Origin of the sequence: Mesobacillus sp. S13 (assembly GCF_020422885.1) — a bacterium.
Classification (GTDB): Bacteria; Bacillota; Bacilli; order Bacillales; family Cytobacillaceae; genus Mesobacillus; species Mesobacillus selenatarsenatis_A.
Window position 1 is genome coordinate 729,081 of record NZ_CP084622.1, and the last position, 14,227, is coordinate 743,307.

The 14,227-nt window shown below is 43.8% G+C and carries 15 protein-coding genes; 6 read left to right on the top strand and 9 right to left on the bottom strand.

The window, feature by feature from the left end; translation table 11 throughout:
• Nucleotides 1–15 precede the first annotated feature (15 nt).
• The 3 genes from LGO15_RS03770 (at nucleotide 16) to LGO15_RS03780 (ending at nucleotide 3,899) form a co-directional block, all read left to right on the top strand.
• Entirely contained in the window at nucleotides 16–1,614 is a 1,599-nt protein-coding gene (locus tag LGO15_RS03770) for an amidohydrolase (protein WP_226086802.1), read from the top strand.
• A 110-nt stretch (nucleotides 1,615–1,724) separates the two neighbouring features.
• Complete coding sequence (locus tag LGO15_RS03775; RefSeq protein WP_226086803.1) at nucleotides 1,725–3,470, top strand: methyl-accepting chemotaxis protein; 1,746 nt, start codon at nucleotides 1,725–1,727, stop codon at nucleotides 3,468–3,470.
• 234 nt (nucleotides 3,471–3,704) lie between these two features.
• Nucleotides 3,705–3,899 (top strand): hypothetical protein, encoded by a 195-nt coding sequence (locus tag LGO15_RS03780; RefSeq protein WP_226086804.1) that lies wholly within the window; start codon nucleotides 3,705–3,707, stop codon nucleotides 3,897–3,899.
• Nucleotides 3,900–4,167: 268 nt separating this feature from the next.
• Here the strand turns inward: LGO15_RS03780 and LGO15_RS03785 are convergent, their stop codons facing one another.
• The 7 genes from LGO15_RS03785 to LGO15_RS03815 form a co-directional block, all read right to left on the bottom strand.
• Entirely contained in the window at nucleotides 4,168–4,962 is a 795-nt protein-coding gene (locus LGO15_RS03785; RefSeq protein WP_226086805.1) for an alpha/beta fold hydrolase, read from the bottom strand.
• A gap of 161 nt (nucleotides 4,963–5,123) precedes the next feature.
• The gene (locus tag LGO15_RS03790) at nucleotides 5,124–5,939 is read right to left on the bottom strand and encodes an alpha/beta hydrolase (RefSeq protein WP_226086806.1); all 816 of its coding nucleotides are present in this window, start codon (nucleotides 5,937–5,939) and stop codon (nucleotides 5,124–5,126) included.
• A gap of 18 nt (nucleotides 5,940–5,957) precedes the next feature.
• Nucleotides 5,958–7,256 (bottom strand): TRAP transporter large permease, encoded by a 1,299-nt coding sequence (locus LGO15_RS03795; protein ID WP_167833475.1) that lies wholly within the window; start codon nucleotides 7,254–7,256, stop codon nucleotides 5,958–5,960.
• Between the two features lie 30 nt (nucleotides 7,257–7,286).
• Nucleotides 7,287–7,847, bottom strand: coding sequence for a TRAP transporter small permease (locus LGO15_RS03800; RefSeq protein ID WP_226086807.1), 561 nt, complete (start codon nucleotides 7,845–7,847; stop codon nucleotides 7,287–7,289).
• 21 nt (nucleotides 7,848–7,868) lie between these two features.
• The gene (locus LGO15_RS03805; protein ID WP_226086808.1) at nucleotides 7,869–8,888 is read right to left on the bottom strand and encodes a TRAP transporter substrate-binding protein; all 1,020 of its coding nucleotides are present in this window, start codon (nucleotides 8,886–8,888) and stop codon (nucleotides 7,869–7,871) included.
• A gap of 50 nt (nucleotides 8,889–8,938) precedes the next feature.
• Nucleotides 8,939–9,601 (bottom strand): cysteine hydrolase family protein, encoded by a 663-nt coding sequence (locus tag LGO15_RS03810; protein ID WP_226086809.1) that lies wholly within the window; start codon nucleotides 9,599–9,601, stop codon nucleotides 8,939–8,941.
• A gap of 291 nt (nucleotides 9,602–9,892) precedes the next feature.
• Nucleotides 9,893–10,249: a Na-translocating system protein MpsC family protein gene (locus tag LGO15_RS03815; protein ID WP_167833479.1), complete on the bottom strand. Its 357-nt coding sequence runs from the start codon at nucleotides 10,247–10,249 to the stop codon at nucleotides 9,893–9,895.
• 181 nt (nucleotides 10,250–10,430) lie between these two features.
• Between LGO15_RS03815 and LGO15_RS03820 the strand changes: the two genes are divergently transcribed.
• The gene (locus LGO15_RS03820) at nucleotides 10,431–11,213 is read left to right on the top strand and encodes an arylamine N-acetyltransferase family protein (RefSeq protein ID WP_226087811.1); all 783 of its coding nucleotides are present in this window, start codon (nucleotides 10,431–10,433) and stop codon (nucleotides 11,211–11,213) included.
• 54 nt (nucleotides 11,214–11,267) lie between these two features.
• Entirely contained in the window at nucleotides 11,268–12,083 is an 816-nt protein-coding gene (locus LGO15_RS03825) for an EcsC family protein (RefSeq protein ID WP_226086810.1), read from the top strand.
• 53 nt (nucleotides 12,084–12,136) lie between these two features.
• Here LGO15_RS03825 and LGO15_RS03830 read toward each other — a convergent pair whose 3' ends face one another.
• On the bottom strand, nucleotides 12,137–13,174 hold the full coding sequence (locus LGO15_RS03830; RefSeq protein ID WP_226086811.1) for an acyltransferase: 1,038 nt from the start codon (nucleotides 13,172–13,174) through the stop codon (nucleotides 12,137–12,139).
• A 92-nt stretch (nucleotides 13,175–13,266) separates the two neighbouring features.
• Between LGO15_RS03830 and LGO15_RS24125 the strand changes: the two genes are divergently transcribed.
• On the top strand, nucleotides 13,267–13,395 hold the full coding sequence (locus LGO15_RS24125; RefSeq protein ID WP_264163878.1) for a hypothetical protein: 129 nt from the start codon (nucleotides 13,267–13,269) through the stop codon (nucleotides 13,393–13,395).
• Between the two features lie 179 nt (nucleotides 13,396–13,574).
• On the opposite strand, the gene LGO15_RS03835 is transcribed toward LGO15_RS24125, so the two are convergent.
• Nucleotides 13,575–14,189 carry a TetR/AcrR family transcriptional regulator gene (locus LGO15_RS03835; RefSeq protein ID WP_226086812.1) on the bottom strand — a complete coding sequence of 205 codons (615 nt, stop codon included), beginning with the start codon at nucleotides 14,187–14,189 and terminating at the stop codon, nucleotides 13,575–13,577.
• Between the last annotated feature and the right edge of the window lie 38 nt (nucleotides 14,190–14,227).

The following is a 14,227-nucleotide window of genomic DNA, read 5'->3' on the forward strand; positions in this document are numbered from 1 at the left end:
AAGGGGAGAATCTTCTTGAGAACCATCTACAAAAATGGAATCATCTATACATTTAATTCACGCAATCCAATTGTACAAGCAGTGGTCATCGAAAATGGCCGTTTTATTGATATGGGAACTACCGAGGACATGGTGCTGCACTGGGGAAGCCAGGCACAAATCATTGACCTAGAAGGGAAAACGGCCACGCCAGGCCTCATCGACAGCCACCTTCACCTGTCCATCATGGCGGATAGCTTCATCAACCTTGATTTTGTGGGCGTCACGTCAAGGCATGAGATGCTGGCAAAAATTAAGGCAAAAGCTAGTCAGCTTGAGCCTGGTGAATGGATTGTCGGCTCAAGCTGGGATGAGAATCTTTTTACCGATGGAGGAATTCCGACGATGGCTGAGCTGGATTATGTGGCGCCAGCCAACCCGTTATTTTTAACAAGGACTTGCTTGCATGCGACCTTGGTCAACAGTAAAGCTTTGGAAGTGAGCGGCTATCATCCGGCGATCACAGTGCCGGAGGGCGGAACAATCTTACTCGATGAAATCACGAAACAGCCGACTGGCCTGTTCCTTGAGTCAGCGGCGAATCTGGTCAGGGCCTACATTCCTGAGCGTTCATACGATGACTGGAAAAAAGCGATGCGCCAGACGATGAATTTTGCGATGAGCAAAGGGCTGACCAGCGTGCATACGAATGACCCGCTCTATCTTGGCGGGTTGGAAAAAACATGGGATCTATTCAATGAGCTATTAAATGGAGAGCAGCTTGGCTTACGAAGTAATCTCCTGATAAACCATGAATTTTTACCAAACTTAAAAGAAGCGGGAATGTACACGGGCTATGGCAATGACACGCTGCAAATCGGTGCGGTGAAAATTTTTGCCGACGGGGCGTTTGGACGAAGGACAGCTTTGTTGTCGGAGCCTTATAGCGATGCGCCGGGTCACTATGGTGATGCGATGTATGACCAGGAGCAGCTCTATGAAATCGTGAAAGGGGCACGCGAACTGGACATGCCGATTGCGGTCCATACAATTGGTGACCAGGCGCTAGAAAATGTCCTTGATGTGCTGGACCAGTTCCCGGCTGCAGCTTATCGTGACAGGCTGATACATGCCCAAGTTCTGCGGGAGGAATTGATTCCTCGCCTGAAATCACCAAGCCGGATTGCCGATATTCAGCCGCGCTTCATTGCGAGTGACTTTCCTTGGGTTCAGGAGCGCCTTGGTGCAGAGCGGATCAAGCTTTCATACGCCTGGAAAACTTTGATGGATGCAGGCGTCATTTGTGCCGGGGGTTCTGATTCTCCGGTTGAGCCAGTCGATCCTATTCTCGGAATCCATGCTGCTGTCACCCGGAAAAAGCCAGGCGAAATTCACGATGGCTACGTGCCAGAGCAGAAACTGTCAATGGTCGACGCGTTCCGTCTATTTACAGAATTAGGAGCTTATCCAACAAACGAAGAGACGTTAAAAGGCACGATCTCAAGGGGGAAATTAGCTGATTTGACACTTTATTCGAAAAATCCATTTGAAATGAAGGATGCGGATGAGCTTTTATCGATGAATATCGAGATGACCATCATTGGCGGGGAAATCAAGTATCGAAGGCTTACATAGAGCCTTCTTTTTTTTTGAGTTTTTATAACTAAAGTCCTAAAATTTTCTGAATCTTAGCCGAAATAGAAGGTAAGAGGGGTAATTTATATTACTGGACAGGAGAGCGGAAAATGAAATTCAAAAAGAGATTCGCAAAACCACAGGTAAGATTCGCAAAACCGCAAATGAAAACCAGTGTCCGTGCCAAGTTATTGGCGGGTTTTTTTTCAGTATTGGCCTTGTTGGCTTTAGTGGCCATTATCTCGAACTTTGAGTTTAACAAAATGAACAGCCAGTACTCTTCATCTATTGAAGACCGGATGGAAAAGCTGAATCTGATTGTCGAGATGAAGGATGCCATCATGAGGGAGCAGCTTGCACTTCAAAAATATATGGCAAATGGCGATGGTGAAAGTCTGATCGAATTTGAGGGAGCTGTTGAGGATTTTAAGAAAAGCTCTAAGAAATATATGAGCACAACAGAATCCTCCGAGGGGAAAAAGGTAGGGGAAAACCTGATTGCAGCAGAAGCGCAATATTATGAAGTCGCTTCAGAGGCCTTTGTTTTAATAAGAGATGAACAGACGGTCAAGGTCCGATTGCTTATGCAGAAAGAAGGGAATCCACTCATCTTCAACCTGAATTCTGCGGCAGAGGATGCAATCGAGTACCAGCAGGATGCGTTGAATGCTACGAGTGAAACTTTATCCGGACAAGTACAGAAAGTAGCGCTGCTCATCATTTTGCTCAGTGCAGCTGCTTTTATCATCGGAACAGTGATTGCTACCTATATCAGCAGGATCATTTCAAAGCCTGTCCAGCTTGTATCACATGCAGCTAAGCAAATGGCTGACGGAAATCTGGCTATTGAAAAAATCAATGTGAAGAATAACGACGAAATTGGCCAGTTGGCAGCCGATTTCAATGAAATGGCAACAAACTTGCGGAATCTGATTTATCAAGTTAGCAGTACATCCGAGCAGGTTGCGGCATCTGCTGAAGAAATGATGGCAAGTGCGGATCAGACCAACTCGGCTACGAATCAGGTAGCAACAGCCATCCAGGAAGTTGCCGGCGGTGCAGAACTCCAAAGCAAAAATACGGAGGAAAGTGCGAGGGCCGTAGGCGAAATGTCGGAAGGAATCCAGAGGGTTGCCGTTACGACATCCACGGTCGCTGAGTCTGCGGCTGATACAACGAAACAGGCAATGCTCGGACATGATTCTCTGGAAAAAGTAATCGAGAAGATGAAGACAATCAATCATACGACAAGTGAAACGAATGCTGTCATCAAGGATTTGGATCACAAATCAGCTGAAATTGGCAAAATCATTGAGGTTATTACCGGAATCGCCGACCAGACAAACTTGCTGGCCCTGAACGCTGCCATTGAAGCAGCAAGAGCCGGTGAACATGGAAAAGGATTTGCGGTCGTCGCCGATGAAGTCCGAAAGCTTGCTGAGCTCTCAAGACAGTCGGCTAGCCAGATTTCCGGCTTGATCGAAGTGATTCAAAAAGAAACCCACCAGGTCGTTGAAATGATGAACAAAGGAACAGCGGAAATTTCCGAGGGAACTTTGTTGGTAGAAGACACAGGAAAGACATTTGACGAGATTCTAAGATCGATTGAAAATGTCAGTTCGGAAATCCAGGAAGTCTCCGCGATTTCAGAAGAGATGTCAGCGAGCGTCATGCAGGTGAACGCCTCAATCGATGAGGTGACCAAAATCGCCCGAGGCTCAGTCGCAAGCACTGCAGAAATCGCATCCGCAACAGAAGAGCAGCTGGCTTCCATGGAAGAAGTCGCTTCATCATCCGCATCACTTGCACGGCTTGCAGAGAATCTGAGAGAAATGGTCGCGAAGTTTAAAGTCTAATAGTTTGGAAGCATGGAAGCCCAAAGTGGCTTTCATGCTTCTTTTTTTGATTGGAGGGCATTTTTTCATCCGGAAAGGCCCATTTAGGAATAGATTCGGAAATAGAAATACCAATGCTCCAGCACAAGCCTACACCCCTGAAATCCACTTCCCATGTGCATTCGCCCAAGCCAAAACCATGATAAACGCATATAAAATTAATGAAGATAAAAAGAGAAGAGGGAGGTAAGCCGTATGCATGCATACAGACATCCTTATCGTTCGTACGATCAGAGGTTCGGCTGGGGCTTTGGATTGCCATTCTTAGGTGGTTTGGCTGGTGGATTATTGGGAGGCGCTTTGTTCTATCCGCGCCCTTACTATGGTGGATTTTACCCGCCAGTTTATCCGTGCTGCCCGCCGCCTAGATATCCGTTTTATTACTACTAAATCGTCAACAAACAAAGGGAATGAGCTGCTTAGCTCATTCCCTCTTTTAATGGATAAGTAAGTATAAATTTCCTCACTTAGATTTGTGTCCAGCTCCAGCGCCTATCCAGTTTTCGTCCCGGAAAGTGCTTCCTTGAGTATCTTGCGATAAGCGTCAGCTTTGAGCAGCTCGAGACGTTTCGGTCAGCCCAATGAAGTCAAAGAACGACTTCACCGGTCGGCCCTCCAACGCTTGTCGGGGCTGACCAAGGCGCTTGCGCTTTTCTAATTAACTGATGTTTGCTTGTTTGCTTTCGTGTTTATCCATGAATTCGATTGATAGCTGGTTGAATTCATCTGCTTTTTCAATATTGCAGACATGGCCGCACTGTTCAAGAATCACTAGCTCAGAGCTAGCATCCCCACGCAGATCCTCTGCCAGTTCCCTGACAAACATATGGTCCTCGGCACCTGAGATATAGAGCTTCGGCACGTCCTCGCTTTTTTCCTGGACCTTGCTGTAGGTTGCTTTCACATCACCTGCAAGAGGATACCATGCAAGGAAGTTTTTCCGTTTCATCTTATAAGCCTCCTGGATGAAAAATCTCCGGGAACTCTTATGGTTGCCACGAGGCATCAGGATCCAGGCCAATATACGGTAAAGCCACATAAAAGGAATAAAGTTCCTTACTAACCATGCGAGCTTGATCAATGATTTGCCAAATAGGTTCAATCGGGTAATCGCCCCGCCAAGGACTGCTGATCTCACTCGTCCAGGTTCCGTTTGCAGAAGATGGTGGACGATGATTGTTCCTAGCGAAACTCCGACAAAATGAGCCTTGCGAATCGAAAGGTGGTCCAGCGTCTTGAGTATCTCCCTGACAATTGAATCAAAAGAGAACCTTTCCTTATAGGAATCTATGTCAGGTGATTTCCCATGGCCAGGCATGTTGATTGCGACGATATGATATTTTTTAAGAAAAGGTTTAAGCTGCTTGTAAAAAATATTCGAGCTTCCGCCGATCCCATGCAACAACACGATGTACTCCGTGCCTTGACCTTTATATAATCTGTAATCCAGCATCCGATTCTCCTTTTAGCCGATCTAGTTGTGTCAATTAATAATACCCTTGATAGCCTTTTCAGTAAACTATTAAGGCAAAAATAACGACAGGTACCATCTGGAAGGATTGTACCTGTCAGCTTTTGAGTAGTCGAGGTAAGCATACAAGGAATCTTAATTCATCACAACGTCTTCCTAATAAACTCTAAAACTTGCGGTGCAACGTTTCTATTGGGTTCATCCTTCAACGTTCCGCCAGGGATTCCCGGGAAGATGGTGAACCAGAAGTGACCTTTGTCTGGTATTACTAGTTTTTCAACATTCACTGGTGTTTCAGCGAGTTGGGCGAAAAAATCTCTTGATTGTTTTGCGGGTACGATTGTGTCTTGTTCGCCCCAAAGCATGAGGCAGTTAAAATCGTTCAGCTCTATGAATCTAGAAATGTGTTCAGTTGGGGATGCTTCTTTATATAATTCAGGAGCTTGGCTTGGTGTTTTTCCAAAAAGGTTGCCGACGGGATCGTCGTCTCGTGTCACCTGGGTGTACTTCCACCAGGCTGTTACATCATAGACTCCGTAGACACTGACCACAGATTTGATACCTGGCTGGTCAAGTGCAAGCAAAAGGGCGAGCTGGGCTCCGCAAGAATCGCCCATTGCGCCGATTCGGCTGGTATCAATATGGTAGTGTTCACTATTTGCAACAAGCCATTTATACGCGTCACGAACATCTTCCATTACTCCCGGCCATGTCGGATTATTTTTAGAAGATAGCCGGTAATCAATCGACATGGCTGCTAGTCCGTTCTCGGCAAGGTAGGGTCCCCAATCCTGATACATTTCTTTTGAGCCGGCTTGCCATGCGCCGCCATGGATTAGAATCAAAGCAGGAAAGGCTCTGGGGCTTTCTGTGACAGGTAAGTAAACATCTGCCAGCAGATTTTTACCTTCTGATAATTTAAAGGTCTGGTCTTTTTCAACACGAATATTGGTAATCAAGCCAATTCCTCCTATACTCTACATTCGGTTAGGTAAATATAAGGAAATCTCAGGGAAAAGTATGATGATGATCAACCCAATTAATAACGGGATAATGAAAATCAACGCACCTTTGATGATTTCCCCTAAACTAACGTCTGGGACAACAGATTTTAACACGAATAAGTTAAATCCTACGGGTGGTGATATCGCTGCAATTTCAATATTAATGGTCACCATGATTCCAAACCAAACTGGATCATAACCCAGTGCCGTGACAGTAGGGAAGAACAATGGGATGACAATGACGAGGATACTCATTGGGTCCAAAAACATTCCAAGTACGAGCAACAGAATATTGATAAGCAAGATGATCACCCATCCGGGTATATCGAGACCTAAAAGGGAAGTGGCCATGCTTTGCGGAATCCCGAGACGGTTTAAAACGAAAGCGCTGAATACGCCGCCAATAACCAGAAAGAGGAACATCCCCGTTGTTTTCACTGTGTTGTTTAAAATCTGGAGGATATTTTTCCTGCCCAAGTAGCCCATTGCGCCAACAATAACCAGTGCTGTCGAGGCTCCGATTGCTGCTGATTCAGTAGGGGTAGTAAACCCGGTATAAATCGAACCCATGACGAAAAATACAAGGATGAGGATGGGAAGTACTGATTTCAATGAAAGAAACCTCTCACTCCACTTGACCTTTGTTCTTGTGACAGGAACCATTTCTGGTTTTACCAGGGCGATAATCAAGAAGGTGAGGCATAGGAGGCCGGCAATCAGAGCCCCGGGCAAAAATCCGGCAATAAAAAGTTTGCCGATCGAGGTTTCGGTAATGACTCCATAAAGGATTAGTGCCACACTTGGGGGGATAAGTATTCCTAAAGTACCTCCCGCTGCTGTTGCGCCAATCGCGAGTCGCTGGGAATATCCTTGCTTGATCATCTCAGGTACAGCGATTTTACCTATGGCTGCTGCTGTAACTGGGCTTGACCCACAAATGGCTGCGAATCCTGTACTCGTCAGTACGGTTCCCATTCCAAGTGCACCAGGGAAACGCCCCAGCCATAGTTGGGTCGTTCGGAATACCTGTGTGCCAATTGGGGAAGAGGAAATAACCTCCGTCATCAAAACGAACATCGGAACGACCATCAGGACGAAGCTGGTTGAGTTGGAAAAAGTAATGCTCGATAACTGAGCAAGGGCGTTAGGTGAGATGAATAATATCGTACCCAATACTCCAATCATGCCCATCGCTACAGCCACAGATATGCCAGTTGTCAAGAAAAGCATCAGGGCAACGATAAAGGCGAAAAATAGCAAAAATGACTCCATTAAGATTCACTCCTATTCAAACTAGCGGGATCACTGGTTGATGACACGTTTTCTGGGAATGGCTTCTGTCTGGACCTGTTTAATCGGTGCTTCACGGAAAAATACAATGGCCAGACAGAACAACGCAGTTATAATGAATTGCAATGTTCCTACCGGTGCAACCATATACACATATTTCATCGGCAGCTCAATGGCTACGGGGAAGATGCGATTATCTTCAAAAACCTTCAGCGTAGTTTCCGTCACTTGCCAGAACAGTATCACTCCATAGATGGCGGTGATTATCAAAGCTGTTAACTTTAAGTACCACTGAGTTCTTAAAGAGAATTTTGCCAAAAAAATATCTGTCGACACGTGCTGCCCGCTCTGTAAAGCGGGCGCAAGTGCCAGGAAGAAGATATAGACAAGCGAGAACCTAGCGAGGTCCAGCGCCCATAATGATGGTGAATCAAAGAAGTTGCGCATGATCACATCATAGGTAATGATTAGGACCATCGCTAAAATAAATATTCCGGCTGCAAAGGTAAATAGATGGTTAATCTTCGTGATTGTTTTCTCTGTTTTCGCTAAAAATGCGGGTTCTTGAGGCATGGAGTAAGACCTCCTAACAAATTATTCATGTTTATCGATGACTTCGAGAATGGATTTGGCTTTTTCTGATTCCTTGGCAATTTGGTCATTCACTGGCTGAATCACCTTGAGCAATTCTTCGCGTTCGTCATCGGTCAGATGGTAAAATTCTGCACCTTTTTCTGCCATGCTTTTTAAGGCTTCTTTTTCACGTTTTTTTAACATGCTGTACGAAGATTGTCCAACCTGGTCGGAAATTTTCTTGATCGTCTTTTGATCTTTTTCAGAGATTTTACTCCAAACATCAGGGTTCACAACGTATTGGATTGTATTGATGGAAAGACCTAGTGCTGTCATTTTTGGAGTGACTTCATGTAAGTTTTGAGAGTTGGTCAATCCGACTGTCTGGAAGGTAGATTGAACGGTTCCATTCTGCAAGGCCAGGTAAAGTTCGCTTGGGTCCATCGTAATCGGCAGGGCACCGAGCAGTTTTGCCTGTTCTCCTTGCCATCTTCCCGCTGTTCTCATACTGAGGTTTTTGTATTGGCCTAAATCTGTGATGAAGTCTTTTTGGTGTAGGACTAGTGTTTCTGTCGCGCCAGGAGCCCACATCAGGATTTCGACATTGTGATTGGAAAAGAGGGATTCTAGTTCAGAAGTGACGTCTTTGTAGATATTCTTATACTGATCTTCAGAGCTGAAGGTGCCGATGGTTTCCAAAAGCCCCATTTCTGGTATCTGCCCGGAGATTGCCCCGGCAGAGAGGATGCCAGCTTCAACGGATCCATCTCGAACAGCATCGAGCGTCTCAAATAGGGAGACCAATGAAGCAGAATAATACGGTTTGAATTTGACTCGTCCGTCTGTCTCTTTTTCAATGGTTTCGGACCATTCTTTGAAAATATCATTAAATGGATCATTTTCAGTGTGAAAAATAGAGATATCGATGGTCAGAGCTTCTTCTGCTGAACCGCTCCCTGCAGAAGAGCCGCAGCCCCCAAGAATTAAAGTTAAAGCGATCAGTACATAGAATCCGGCCAACTTCTTATTTATTGATTTCATATTCTTCCCCCCGTACAATCTTGTAATAAAAGCTTTTAATATTCAGATGCTCACTTTTTTACTGTTTCCATGCTCAGCTTTTGTGAATGTCCGTTTATTAAATTCAACATTTGCTCCACAGAAATGACTGCCCCAAAGGTTTCATTCACTAGCCTTAAGCTTGCGTCATGACTTTCTTTTGTTAACCCGCCGACAGCCTCTTTTGCGACGAGGACATCATAATCCCGCTGGTACGCATCGCGGATGGTTGTTTCTACACAGTGTGTGGTGGCAACACCGCAAACAAGAAGGGTATCAATCCCTTTCATACGGAGTAAAGTATCAAGCCGTGTATCGTAAAAAGCGCTGAAACGATGCTTGGTCACCAATTCTGCCGGTTCACCTGTAAACGCTTTCAAATCATCGACTACTTCTGCATCCCAAGTTCCTTTTAAAGCGGGAGGTCCTGCCGACCAACGATGGGTGTGTGGGGTAAGACGGTGGGTCTTTCGCGTCAGGTCATCAGGGTAGTGATTCTGAATTGTCCAGATATCGAGAATCCCTGCTGAACGGCATGCCGTAAGTAATTGTTTTACCATTGGAATGGTTGCATTCATTGCCTCGACATTGTAACCGGCACGGCCGATACTGCCAGCCTTATGGCAATAACTATTTTGCATATCGATGATGAGCAACGCTGTTTTCTGAGGGTGCAATTCAAAGTTTTGATCCATTATTATCTCCTCCTTCATGAAATGGGCAGACATGTTCACCTCCTTAAAAAAAGCTAAGGACAAGCCTCAAAGAAAAAAGAGCAAACCAAAATTTACCCAGAATCCACGCCAAAGAAGACGGGATAAAAGATAAACTTTGGTTTGCTCTTGACTGTTCTTCAAGACCCACCCATTGTTTAGAAATAAACGACCGTAGTTCTTCACTACAGCTTAGTTTATTTATAATTTAGAATTTTTAGTTAATAATAAATATATATGACTCCTTTCGGAAAATCAATACTTTTCTAACATTTAAGTGATGTTTTCTTCAAATACCAGTACTCCGACCGCTGCATCTTCTTCCAGTTTCCAGGCTTCATAATGCTCAACAATTTTCTTGCCGACAATCTTTTCGAAGGCAACAATTCTTTCCTGGCCAGCTCCTTTAATATAAAGTCGGCGGGCCTCAAGGGCAACAGGAAGTCCATCGCTCGACTTTAGGATATTCTTTTCCATAGGAGTCAGGATCCCTTTCATGAAAAAGATCAGGACATTATCGGTAATTTTGATTTTCGTCTCACGGGGCCCTCTTCCTAAATTTTCTTTAATATAGTAGCTTAAAAAGTTCGCGAATTCTTTCTCTATTGCATTCTTGGTCATGACACTCATCTGGCATTCCCACCTTATTTGAAATATAGTAAATGGATAAAAGCAATAATCATGGTGGTTGTGTATATAAATAATAATATTATAATTAATTCAATATTATGAATATTGATAATTATATCAAATGGTTAGCAAAAATGGGACTAAAATCATAAAGCATGAAAGATTAGGAGGATAAACTTTGATGGAATTAAGTCATTTATTTCGGAAGAGAATTGGTTTTCCTGAGAATGAAAGAATTACAATTTTTAATTTGGGCGCACTACTTGAGATGACAGCTGGCGCAATACCCTTCGAAAACCTATGCACACTTTCTGGAGATTCAAATGAGTTGAATGAAGCTCATCTAGTGGAAAAAATCATCCATAGAAAGGAAGGCGGCCTCTGCTATGACTTAAACGGCATCCTTTATTTGTTTTTAAAAGAGAATGGGCTTGATGTTGAGCTGGTCCGTGGGGCTGTTTATGTTCCGGATTTAGGAGGGTTCAGTCCGACGGGAAGGACGCATGCTGCGATTTTACTGAATGACGATGGGGAAAGATATTTGGTTGATACCGGATTTGGCGGTAATCTGCCGCTAAGGCCGGTGCCGATGGATGGGACTGAAATACATTCTCCGAACGGGGAGTTTCGCGTGAGAAAAGAAGATAGTGAATTCGGTGATTACTTTTTGGAGATGAAGCTAAAGCATAAGGATCCTGATTGGAGAATCGGCTATGCTTTTGATTCCAGAGAGCTGGTGGAGAATATCAGTAATTTGACTGAAATGAAGAACATCATTACAGAGCATCCTCAGTCGCCATTCAATAAGAAGCCATTGCTGACAAGAGTGACTGCCGATGGAAGCATGGTGTTGAGTGAGACCAGTTTTACCTATTGGACGGAAGCTGGGGTTAGGAAAGAGGAAATAGACTCTGAGCGTTTCAAGGCTTTGGCAAAAGAATTCTATAACATCGAATTAAAATGAAACCTTCCTATAGTGTAAACCGTTAATATAGTATCAAAAATGACAGGTGGATGAATGCAGATGGACTCACGTGATTACTTATTGAAAGAGCTGGAGCAAATTGAAAAATGGGAGAAGGACCAGAAAGGGTTATGGTTTTGGGAGAAGCTGACTCGTCTGCCTTTCAAGATGCTAGACCGGTTTACTCCGAAGTTCATCCAGGAAAAGGTCGGTCTCCTGCTGGATGAGCTTGGCAGCTATATACAAACAGGCGGACAGTATTTGACCAGTGAGAAGTCTGTGTTTCAATTTTTCGAGAAAAAGACTGGCAGGAAAGTCAGCCATCTTACCGATATGGAAACCATTCCGGTGGAAGAAATGAAGCAGGCATCATTTGCGCTGGGCGAACAGCGGAAGAAGGCGGCGACAATCCAGGGAGCAAGTACGGGGATTGGGGGGATTTTTACGCTGGCGATTGATATTCCTGCGGTGCTGGCACTCTCGCTAAAAACAATCCAGGATATCGCCATCATCCATGGTTTTGACCCGAGAGATAAAATGGAGCGGGTGTTCATCATCAAGTGCCTCCAGTTTTCCTCAGCGGATGTCGTCGGTAAACAGGCCATCTTGAATGAGTTGAGCGATTTTAACAATGACAATAAATCAAGAGAAGTCATCTCGCAGCTTCAAGGCTGGCGCGAGGTGACATTGACGTATACAGAATCATTCGGCTGGAAAAAGCTGCTCCAAATGGTCCCGGTGGCAGGAATCGTGTTCGGAGCTTTTGCTAACCGATCCATGGTGAGCGACCTTGCTGAAACCGCGACGATGCTTTATCAGAAGCGGAGAATTATGGAGAGGCTGGAAAGGAATTTGATTGAAGAAAGATAAGAAGTGCCGCAAAGGAAAAATAGAATACAAAAAAAACGTGATTCCTAGTGGAGTCACGTTTTGTTTTTGTATACATCCTTTACTGACTGTATCAGATTATACGCCACATACGATAAAACAAAAACAAGAAAGGTATCCACCAGGTTCTGCAGCAAATTATGCGTGCTGTCCTCCAAACCAATTTTTTCAAACAAGATATCGACCATATCAATGAAGAATACATGAATAGCATAAATACCGAGCGAGTTTCCGCCTATTTTGGTGATGAACAAACCCTTGCCAAGATCGGGGCTGCGTAAGGCGTAAAGGAACAGAAGTAAGGTAAGGAAAATCGTCGAAAAGAAGTATTCGCCATGTTGTGAATCCAGTCCCTTCTGAAGCCAGAGACCTTCTAGAACCTGTAAAATAGTAAAGATACAAAACAAGTAAAAGTAGGTCCTGGCAGTATACTTTTGCCATGTTTGAACTAAAGCAAGCCAGAATCCCATGACTGTATAGAACAGGCTGATATAGAGAGCGGCCCGGGTTGTGCTGACAGGCAACTCATCAAATACGGAATAAGACTGTCCAAAGAGGCCAAGGAGATTGAAACAAAAGGCGATCACCAAAAGCAGCCTTACTTTTTTTAACCTGTAAAAGAGATATAAAATGACGATGCTCCATACTAGGGAAATGACGAACCACAGCTGATACCCGCTTGTTCCCTGGCCGTAATAGAGGAGATTAAGAACAGTCAGGTTTTCCTTATACTTGATTAGTTCAGCTTTGACGTTTTCATCTTTCAATAAAATCCTTATTACATCATAACTCGCATAAAATAGGAGCCAGCTAACATAAATCTTCAGTATTTTTGTGACATATTTTTTGAAGTAAGCAAAGGACTGAGGATTATCACTCACCTTTAGACTGAATAAATAGCCGGAAGCGACAAAGAAAAAAGGGACAGCGAACCTGGATAAGTTATCGAGAACGAAATATCCAATTTGGTCATTGCCGGGAAATGTATGAATGATGACGACCGCCAGAATGGCGAAGAATTTGATAAAGTCGATTGCGTAGTTTCGCTGCATGATTGGCCTCAGAGTTGTCAAGATTTGTACTCCTAGCTTTTCCACTATATTGAGACTTATGAATATAAGCAGAATGAGTTGGGATAATAGGAAGCAAAAAGGAGGCAAATTCGTTGGACTCTGAAAAAAAACGGCAAGACAAGAAGCAAATGGAACAGGACTTGAAGAACACAAAGAACGAACAATCTCCTAATCAAACAGACGGCTTCCGCTATGATTATGATTCTTCAGACCTGAAATGAAAAAGAGGAAAAACCTTAACCGGGGTTTTTCCTTTTTTGCGTTAAGAGCAAATATTACAGGGGGAACTGGTGTTTAACCATGATGGGACGGACAGTGTGAACATCCCAGAATTAAATTGATTTCTAACAAAATGGCTTCGGAGAAATATAAAGGCTGCCAAATCAGGCAGCCATTTTAACTAATCTGTATAAAGCCCCTTCGTATAAAGCTCTGTCACTGTTTGTGCGATTTCCTCAACCTTGAATGAACAGTTTTCCTGATTAACAAGTTCCCATAAATACATTTCATTAATGGCAAACCAGCTTCGGGCGACTACTTCAATGTTTAGTGTGCTTTTAGCGAGACCCTTATCTTGTACATAAGATATATCCCTTGATATTCGTTCGATGAATTTATTTTGGATCAATTTCCATTTCTTTTGGGCGATTTCGGATTTCCCCATGGCTTCATGAAATACTTGCAGGATGGAGCGATTTTGTTCTGCTAGATGTAAAAATTCACTCACTTGAAGTGTAATTCGGGCTTGGGCATCTGCTAGATTGACGGGCTCATACTCCATTTCTGCGATTGTGTAAAATCTGTCCATGACATCTTCCATGAGGGTTATTAAGATTTCATCTTTTCCTTTAAAGTGAGTGTACGCAGAACCATAACCAATCTGTGCTCTCGAAATGATTTGTTTAATGGTTGTTTTTTCAAAACCATTTTCGGTAAAAATCTCTATTGCCGCAGAAAGAATCTTCTCCTTGGTTTCTATTGACCTTAGTAGTCTGCCATCTATTTGTTCTGTCATAGGCTCACCCTTTTTCTGAAAATTTACAATACTTTTAT

Bases quoted from the DNA above. Each gene is read 5' to 3' on its own strand.
- LGO15_RS03785 (WP_226086805.1), bottom strand. From the start codon at position 4,962: ATGCTGGATTACAGATTATATAAAGGTCAAGGCACGGAGTACATCGTG.
- LGO15_RS03795 (WP_167833475.1), bottom strand. From the start codon at position 7,256: ATGGAGTCATTTTTGCTATTTTTCGCCTTTATCGTTGCCCTGATGCTT.
- LGO15_RS03800 (WP_226086807.1), bottom strand. From the start codon at position 7,847: ATGCCTCAAGAACCCGCATTTTTAGCGAAAACAGAGAAAACAATCACG.
- LGO15_RS03805 (WP_226086808.1), bottom strand. From the start codon at position 8,888: ATGAAATCAATAAATAAGAAGTTGGCCGGATTCTATGTACTGATCGCT.
- LGO15_RS03835 (WP_226086812.1), bottom strand. From the start codon at position 14,189: ATGACAGAACAAATAGATGGCAGACTACTAAGGTCAATAGAAACCAAG.
- LGO15_RS03825 (WP_226086810.1), top strand. From the start codon at position 11,268: ATGCAGATGGACTCACGTGATTACTTATTGAAAGAGCTGGAGCAAATT.
- LGO15_RS03820 (WP_226087811.1), top strand. From the start codon at position 10,431: ATGGAATTAAGTCATTTATTTCGGAAGAGAATTGGTTTTCCTGAGAAT.
- LGO15_RS03810 (WP_226086809.1), bottom strand. From the start codon at position 9,601: ATGGATCAAAACTTTGAATTGCACCCTCAGAAAACAGCGTTGCTCATC.
- LGO15_RS03780 (WP_226086804.1), top strand. From the start codon at position 3,705: ATGCATGCATACAGACATCCTTATCGTTCGTACGATCAGAGGTTCGGC.
- LGO15_RS03775 (WP_226086803.1), top strand. From the start codon at position 1,725: ATGAAATTCAAAAAGAGATTCGCAAAACCACAGGTAAGATTCGCAAAA.
- LGO15_RS03815 (WP_167833479.1), bottom strand. From the start codon at position 10,249: ATGAGTGTCATGACCAAGAATGCAATAGAGAAAGAATTCGCGAACTTT.